The 7,885-nt window shown below is 70.2% G+C and carries 8 protein-coding genes; 4 read left to right on the forward strand and 4 right to left on the reverse strand.

Going from position 1 to position 7,885, the window contains the following annotated elements; genetic code table 11:
- The first annotated feature begins 53 nt into the window (after window positions 1–53).
- Window positions 54–896 carry a deoxyribonuclease IV gene (locus P1P70_RS36080; RefSeq protein WP_319245317.1) on the forward strand — a complete coding sequence of 281 codons (843 nt, stop codon included), beginning with the start codon at window positions 54–56 and terminating at the stop codon, window positions 894–896.
- Between the two features lie 57 nt (window positions 897–953).
- On the opposite strand, the gene P1P70_RS36085 is transcribed toward P1P70_RS36080, so the two are convergent.
- Window positions 954–1,601, reverse strand: a complete 648-nt coding sequence (locus tag P1P70_RS36085; protein ID WP_319245312.1) for a sulfite oxidase-like oxidoreductase — start codon at window positions 1,599–1,601, stop codon at window positions 954–956.
- A gap of 174 nt (window positions 1,602–1,775) precedes the next feature.
- Here P1P70_RS36085 and bfr point away from each other — a divergent pair, with 174 nt between their 5' ends.
- Window positions 1,776–2,255 (forward strand): bacterioferritin, encoded by a 480-nt coding sequence (gene bfr / locus P1P70_RS36090; protein ID WP_045555341.1) that lies wholly within the window; start codon window positions 1,776–1,778, stop codon window positions 2,253–2,255.
- A gap of 25 nt (window positions 2,256–2,280) precedes the next feature.
- Here the strand turns inward: bfr and P1P70_RS36095 are convergent, their stop codons facing one another.
- The 3 genes from P1P70_RS36095 to P1P70_RS36105 form a co-directional block, all read right to left on the reverse strand.
- Window positions 2,281–2,514 (reverse strand): bacterioferritin-associated ferredoxin, encoded by a 234-nt coding sequence (locus tag P1P70_RS36095; RefSeq protein WP_045555342.1) that lies wholly within the window; start codon window positions 2,512–2,514, stop codon window positions 2,281–2,283.
- A gap of 173 nt (window positions 2,515–2,687) precedes the next feature.
- A complete protein-coding gene (locus P1P70_RS36100) occupies window positions 2,688–4,037 on the reverse strand; it encodes a class II 3-deoxy-7-phosphoheptulonate synthase (RefSeq protein WP_319245314.1) in 1,350 nt (449 codons plus the stop codon).
- 105 nt (window positions 4,038–4,142) lie between these two features.
- Entirely contained in the window at window positions 4,143–5,648 is a 1,506-nt protein-coding gene (locus P1P70_RS36105) for a hypothetical protein (RefSeq protein ID WP_319245315.1), read from the reverse strand.
- A gap of 107 nt (window positions 5,649–5,755) precedes the next feature.
- Between P1P70_RS36105 and P1P70_RS45915 the strand changes: the two genes are divergently transcribed.
- Both P1P70_RS45915 and P1P70_RS36110 read left to right on the forward strand, forming a co-directional pair.
- Window positions 5,756–5,812, forward strand: coding sequence for a trp operon leader peptide (locus tag P1P70_RS45915; protein WP_071528813.1), 57 nt, complete (start codon window positions 5,756–5,758; stop codon window positions 5,810–5,812).
- 126 nt (window positions 5,813–5,938) lie between these two features.
- Window positions 5,939–7,744 carry an anthranilate synthase family protein gene (locus P1P70_RS36110; protein WP_319245319.1) on the forward strand — a complete coding sequence of 602 codons (1,806 nt, stop codon included), beginning with the start codon at window positions 5,939–5,941 and terminating at the stop codon, window positions 7,742–7,744.
- The last annotated feature ends 141 nt before the right edge of the window (window positions 7,745–7,885 follow it).

Raw genomic sequence — 7,885 nt, forward strand, 5'->3', positions numbered from 1 at the left:
CCCCCGGTACGTCCGGAACGACCCCCGGCCCCGTCGGCCCTTCCCGCAACCCCGTGGGCGGTCACGTCCCCGTCGCCGGGGGCCTGAACTCCGTCGGGCTGACGTACGCCCGTGATCTGAGGGCGGAGACCGTCCAGGTCTTCGTCGCCAATCCGCGCGGCTGGGCGACCCCGGTCGGCAATCCCCGGCAGGACGAGGAGTTCCGCGCGGCCTGCGCCGAGGAGTCGATTCCCGCGTACGTGCACGCGCCGTACCTGATCAACTTCGGTTCGCACACCGAGGCGACGGCCGAGAAGTCCGTGGAGTCGATGCGGCACTCGCTGCGCCGGGGCCGGGAGATCGGCGCGCTCGGGGTGGTCGTGCACACGGGGAGCGCGACCGGCGGGCGGGACCGGTCGGTGGCGCTCAAGCAGGTGCGGGAGTATCTGCTGCCGCTGCTGGACGAGTTGACCCACGACGACGACCCGTTCCTGCTGCTGGAGTCGACGGCGGGCCAGGGGGCCTCGCTCTGCTCCCGCACCTGGGACTTCGGGCCGTACTTCGAGGCGCTGGACGCCCATCCGAAGCTGGGTGTCTGTCTGGACACCTGCCACATCTTCGCGGCCGGTCACGATCTGACCGGCCCGGACGGTATGCACCGGACCCTCGACCTGCTGGTGGACACCGTCGGCGAGGGCCGGCTGAAGCTGATCCACGCCAACGACTCCAAGGACGTCGTCGGCGCCCACAAGGACCGCCACGAGAACATCGGCTCCGGACACATCGGCGAGGACCCCTTCCGCGCCCTGATGACCCACCCCGCCACGGCGGGTGTCCCGCTGATCATCGAGACCCCCGGCGGCAAGGAGGGCCACGCGGCGGACGTGGAACGCCTGAAGAAGCTCAGGGACGGCTGACTCCGACCGGGACGGTTCGAGCGCCACGGGGACGGCTGACGGCCCTCGCCCGGACCGTCAGAGCTCGGGCCCGTCCCCCGGCTCCTCCTGGTAGGAGTAGCGCTGTTCCTGCCAGGGGTCGCCGATGTTGTGGTAGCCGCGTTCCTCCCAGAAGCCGCGGCGGTCGGCGGTCATGTACTCGATGCCGCGGACCCATTTGGGGCCCTTCCAGGCGTACAGGTGGGGGACGACGAGGCGCAGGGGGAAACCGTGTTCGGCGGTGAGGAGCTCGCCGTCCTTGTGGGTGGCGAAGATCGTGCGGTCGTCGGCGAAGTCGGCGAGGCGGAGGTTGGAGCTGAAGCCGTACTCCGCCCACACCATCACATGGGTGACCTCGGCGGCGGGCGGCGCGGTGTCCAGGATCGTCCGGGCCGGGATGCCGCCCCATTCGGCGCCGACCATGCTGAACTTCGTCACGCAGTGCAGATCGGCCACGACCGAGGCGTACGGCAGGGCGGTGAACTCGTCGTGGGTCCAGGAGTGCTTCTCGCCGTCGGCGGTGGCACCGAAGACCCGGAAGTCCCAGCGCTCGGGACGGAACTTGGGGACGGGCCCGTAGTGGGTGACCGGCCAGCCGCGCTGGAGCCGCTGTCCCGGCGGGAGCTGCGACGACGCCGCGTACTCAGATGCGCGATCTCCTGATTCGCGTTCCACCGGCTGACCCATGACTCCATCCTGACAGACCCCGGGTGGTGCACATGACCAGGGCCCACCCGACCCGGACATTTAGAACTAAGGCTGCACTTACTTACTAAGCTTGCACTTACTGGACGATCTTCGACGGCGGTGCAATCATCGCGGCGCAACCTCCCAGTTCCCCGCTTGGAAGGAGCCGCTGCGATGCAGGGCGACCCCGAGGTCATCGAATTCCTCAACGAGCAGCTGACCGCGGAGCTCACCGCGATCAACCAGTACTTCCTGCACGCCAAGATGCAGGAGAACTTCGGCTGGACGAAGCTCGCGAAGTACACGCGTCACGAGTCGTTCGACGAGATGAAGCACGCGGAGGTGCTCACCGACCGCATCCTGTTCCTGGACGGGCTGCCGAACTACCAGCGGCTGTTCCACGTCCGCGTGGGCCAGACGGTCAAGGAGATGTTCGAGGCCGACCGGATGATCGAGGTCGAGGCGATCGACCGGCTCAAGCGCGGCATCGAGGTGATGCGCAACAAGGGTGACGTCACCTCGGCGAACATCTTCGAGTCGATCCTCGCGGACGAGGAGCACCACATCGACTACCTCGACACCCAGCTCGAACTGCTGGAGAAGCTCGGTGAGGCGCTCTACATCGCGCAGCTGATCGAGCAGCCCGAGAGCTGAGCCGGGCAGAAGCCCGAGAGCCGGGTCAGGCCGCTTCCTCGAGCTCGGTGAAGACCGACTCGCCCTGGTCGGCCGACTCACGGCGCGGGCACGCTCCCCGGCCGAGGATCGCCTGGATCCGCCGGACGCACGAACCGCAGTCGGTGCCCGCCTTGCAGGCCGACGCGATCTGGCGAGGGGTGCAGGCGCCGTCCGCCGCATGCTTCTTGACCTGCTGCTCGGTGACGCCGAAGCAACTGCAGACGAACACGCGGTTCACCTCCCGCCGGGATCGATGGGTGACGCCGTCCCGATGATCGGTGAGGCTAACCTAACCTTACCCGGCAGGCAGGAACCGCAAAAGTGGAGTGGGGCGCGGATCGTATGTGATCCGCGCCCCACGTCATGCCCTGTCACGCACCCGTAACAGGCGCACCCACTGTTGATCTCCTACTAGTCCCGGTACAGCTCCGCGACCAGGAACGCCAGGTCGAGCGACTGGCTGCGGTTGAGCCGGGGGTCGCACGCGGTCTCGTAGCGCTGGTGCAGGTCGTCGACGAAGATCTCGTCGCCGCCGCCCACGCACTCGGTGACGTCGTCACCGGTGAGCTCCACGTGGATGCCGCCCGGGTGGGTGCCGAGGCCCTTGTGGACCTCGAAGAAGCCCTTGACCTCGTCGAGCACGTCGTCGAAGCGGCGGGTCTTGTGGCCGGAGGCCGCCTCGAAGGTGTTGCCGTGCATCGGGTCGGTCACCCAGGCCACGGTCGCGCCGGAGGCGGTGACCTTCTCGACCAGCTCGGGCAGCTTGTCGCGGACCTTGTCCGCGCCCATGCGCACGATGAAGGTGAGCCGGCCCGGCTCGCGGTCCGGGTCGAGGCGCTCGATGTACTGCAGCGCCTCCTCGGCCGTGGTCGTCGGGCCGAGCTTGATCCCGATCGGGTTGCGGATCTTCGAGGCGAACTCGATGTGCGCGTGGTCCAGCTGCCGGGTGCGCTCACCGATCCACACCATGTGCGCCGAGACGTCGTACAGCCGGCCCGTGCGCGAGTCCACACGGGTCAGCGCCGACTCGTAGTCGAGCAGCAGCGCCTCGTGCGAGGAGAAGAACTCGACGGTGCGGAACTCCTCCGGGTCGGTCCCGCAGGCGTGCATGAAGTTCAGCGCGTTGTCGATCTCGCGGGCCAGCTGCTCGTAGCGCTGGCCGGACGGGGACGACTTCACGAAGTCCTGGTTCCAGGCGTGCACCTGGCGCAGGTCGGCGTAGCCGCCGGTGGTGAAGGCGCGCACCAGGTTGAGCGTGGAGGCGGAGGCGTTGTACATCCGCTTCAGGCGCTCGGGGTCCGGGATGCGGGCGGCCTCGTTGAAGTCGAAGCCGTTGACCGAGTCGCCGCGGTAGGTCGGCAGGGTCACGCCGTCGCGGGTCTCGGTGCCCTTGGAGCGGGGCTTGGAGTACTGCCCGGCGATGCGGCCGACCTTCACGACCGGCACGGAGGCCGCGTACGTGAGGACCGCGCCCATCTGGAGCAGCGTCTTGAGCTTGTTGCGGATGTGGTCGGCCGACACGGCGTCGAAGGCCTCGGCACAGTCGCCGCCCTGGAGGAGGAACGCCTCTCCCTTGGCGACGGACGCCATCCGGGCGCGCAGCTGGTCGCACTCGCCCGCGAAGACGAGCGGCGGATACGACTCGAGCTCCGCAACGACTGCGCGCAGAGCCTCGGTGTCGGGGTACTCGGGCTGCTGCGCCGCGGGCAGGTCTCGCCAGGTGTTGCCAGCGCTCGCGCTGGACTTAGCGTTCACGGTCACGACGTCCACATTACGGGGTCATGTCGGGCGTCCATCCCCTTGCTCATCAAGTGAGACGGACCCCGCTCGATCTGAGCGGGGTCCGCGGGGTGCATCGGGGGTGCCTCAGTGGAGGTCCATGACCGCCGGGTCGTCGAAGCCGACGGCGAAGACCGTGCGCAGGGAGAGGTTGGCCTCGCCCTGGTAGCCGTCGCAGGCGTTGCGTCGCTCGTCGGCCTCCTCGACGGCCTCGAACTCGTCGGGGAAGCTCGCCCGCAGGGCGGTGCCGGCGCAGATGTGCTCCGTGAGCCCCCACAGCTCGTCCACACGTGCCGTGCCGAGCCTCGGCCAGTGGCTGAGGGCCTGCGGGGTGCCGACCGCCCAGTTGCCGCTCGCGTGGGGCCGTCCGCCGACCGTGACGTTGCAGGCCGTCGGGGCGCGGGTGTCGCCGGCCCAGGTGCGGGAGAACACGGCGGGCTGGAGGGCGCAGCCCTTGTGGAAAGCGAAGTTCAGCAGCCCGGTGCCGTCGGTCCAGGTCATGCCGCCCTGCAGGCCGACGTAGCGAGTCGCTGCGTACGCGTCGTGGGTCACCGTTCTGCCGCCGGACATGTTCAGCAGCCCCGGATAGGTGGAGGCGCTGGTCGGGTTGAGCTGGTACCGCACGATCCTGGCTCCCGGAGCACCGCCGTACCACTCGCCGGCGACCAGCTTGTACGGGCTGCCGCCGGTCTTGTCGAGGGAGAGCCACGAGTAGCAGAGCGAGTCGGGGTCGGGGGTCCCGTCGACGGCGTCGTTGTCGCAGCCGCCGGAGGGCGGTGGGGAGGCCTGCCGGTAGTAGTGGGTCTGCGGCAGGACGTACGGGAGGCCGCAGGCGCTAGACCGGCCGGTGACGCCGTCGACGCCGTACGTGTTGAGCCCGGAACCGTAGGCGTCGACCTTGCTGAGCTTGTTGACGTCGAAGACGCGGATGCCGCCGGTGGTGTCGGTGACGTAGAGGTGGTTGGCGTACCAGACGAGGCCGCCGCCGTGGCCGGTGACGAACTTGAAGTTCTGGCCGGCGGAGGTCGGCTCCACGAGCAGGACGTGGCGGTACTTGAGCGTGTCGCGGTCGATGAACGAGAGCCTGAGCAGGTTGTTGGTGCGGCACTTGTCGTTCGCCTCGACCGTGCCCTCCGGGTCGGTCCGGAACGTCTTGTAGTGCCAGGCGACCGCCGTGACGCTCCTGCCCTGGATCGCGCCGTCGGCCCCGTCGGCGGTGCCGGTGGTGCTCATGCCCTGGGGCCACCAGCGGGGGGTGGTGTCGTCGCCGAGCGCGGAGGACCAGCACCAGGCGATCCTCCGGTCCACAGGCGGCAGCGCCTTGGTCTCGTCGCCGGCGCAGGCGCGCATCGAGCCCAGGTTCATGCCGGGATCGGCCGCTCCCGTGGAGTCCGTCGTGTACTCGGTGGTGACGACGTCGGTGAGGTCGGCGTCGGCCAGCCGGTCGGCGAGGGTCGTCGCGGCCGTCGCGGTGCTGGTGTCGGTCATCCTGAAGAGGTCACCGGCGAGCGGCAGCCGCGTCGTGGTCGGCTCGTCCGCGGCCGTCGCGGGGTGTCCGGTCAGCCCGGCGAGAAGGGCGGCCGTCGCCGTCACTAGGGCCAGGTATCGCGTTCTCGGTATGTGGGGCACGCGTGATCCTAAGCCGACCGCCAGGTGTCGATCATGTGAGTTTCCGGGTTTTCTCCGGTAGGGTGCGGCGCATGTTCGCGCACTCGACCCAGAACTGGTGGTGGACCGCTCATCCGGCGGCCCACTGACTGCGCGTACGCAAGACTTCGCGAAGGCCGCCCGAGGGGCGGCCTTCGGTGTTTCCAGGGCCTGGCCGTTCCTCTCGATCACCACGACTCACCACGACGACCGTGATCCCCCAGGAAGAGGAACCCATGGACCTGACCCGGCTGCTGTCCGACGACCGCCCGTTCGCCCTGCTGCGACGGCGCACCCCCGGCCTGTACGACCACGACACGGTGGAACTGCTGATCGGCCCGGTGACGACGTACGAGCGTCTCGCCGACCTCCCCGACGAGGGGCTGGCGCTCGTCCCGTTCCGGCAGATCCGCGAGCGCGGTTTCGACGTCCGCGACGACGGGACGCCCCTGTCGGTGCTGGTGCCGGAGGAGTCGTACGCACTGCCGCTGGAGCGGGCCCTCGCGGAGCTGCCCGCGCACGACGTCCGGGTCGAGGGCGGTGGCTTCGACGTGGGCGACGAGGAGTACGCGGAGATCGTCGGCCGGGTGCTGCGCGAGGAGATCGGGCGGGGCGAGGGCGCCAACTTCGTGATCCGGCGGACCTACGAGGGCACGGTTCCCGGCTTCGGCCGCGCGGACGCGCTCGCGCTGTTCCGGCGGCTGCTGGAGGGCGAGCGGGGGGCGTACTGGACGTTCGTGGTGCACACCGGGGAGCGCACGCTGGTCGGTGCCAGCCCCGAGGTGCACGTCCGGATGTCCGGCGGGACGGTCGTGATGAACCCGATCAGCGGGACGTACCGCTATCCGGCCGAGGGCCCCACCCCGGAGGACCTGCTGGCCTTCCTCGGCGACGGCAAGGAGATCGAGGAGCTGTCGATGGTCGTCGACGAGGAGCTCAAGATGATGTGCACGGTCGGCGACATGGGCGGGGTCGTGGTCGGGCCCCGGCTGAAGGAGATGGCGCACCTGGCGCACACCGAGTACGAGCTGCGCGGGCGGTCCTCGCTGGATGTGCGGGAGGTGCTGAAGGAGACGATGTTCGCCGCGACGGTCACCGGGTCGCCGGTGCAGAACGCGTGCCGGGTGATCGAGCGGTACGAGCCGCTCGGGCGGGACGGTGTCGCGCGCGGTTACTACGCCGGGGCGTTGGCGCTGCTGGGGCGGGACGCGGGCGGTACACAGACCCTGGACTCGCCGATCCTGATCCGTACGGCCGACATCGCGGCGGACGGGCGGCTGAAGGTGCCGGTCGGGGCCACCCTCGTCCGGGGGTCGGACCCGGCGGGCGAGGTCGCCGAGACCCATGCGAAGGCGGCGGGGGTGCTGGCGGCGCTGGGGGTACGGCCCGGCCGGCCGGAGCGGGAGCGGGTGCTGCCGGGGCTGGCCGAGGATCCCCGGGTGCGGGCCGCGCTGGACGGGCGGCGGGCCTCGCTGGCGCCGTTCTGGCTGCGGATGCGGGAGCGGACGGGTGAGCTGACCGGGCACGCGCTCGTCGTCGACGCCGAGGACACCTTCACGGCGATGCTCGCGCATCTGCTGCGGTCGTCGGGGCTGCAGGTGACGGTACGGCGGTATGACGAGCCGGGGCTGCGGGAGGGTGTGCTCGCGCACGAGGGCGTGGTGGTGCTGGGGCCCGGGCCCGGGGACCCGTCGGACGGGGACGACCCGAAGATGGGGTTCCTGCGGTCGCTGACCGCCGAGGTGGTGCGGGGGCACCGGTACGGGGTGCTCGGGGTCTGTCTCGGGCACGAGCTGATCGCGGCGGAGCTGGGACTGCCGATCGTGCGGAAGGTGGTGCCGTACCAGGGGGCGCAGACGGAGATCGATCTGTTCGGGCGGACCGAGACCGTGGGGTTCTACAACAGCTTCGTGGCCCGGTGCGACGACGAGGCCGCCGGGGAGTTGGCGGCGCGGGGGGTCGAGGTCAGCCGCGATGAGAACGGGGAAGTGCATGCGCTGCGGGGGGCCGGGTTCGCGGGGGGGGGGGCCGGGGGCTGCTAGGGGGGGGGGCCGGGGGCGGAGGGTTCCCTGAGGATTTGCCCACCGGGCCCCCGGGTGTTCCCGCCGAGACGGAAGGGAACCGCGATCGTCATGATCGCGGCGGCGAGGATCGCCGTGGGGATGCGGGGCACGGTGCCCGTG

The organism is Streptomyces sp. MB09-02B (assembly GCF_033794485.1).
Lineage (GTDB): Bacteria > Actinomycetota > Actinomycetes > Streptomycetales > Streptomycetaceae > Streptomyces.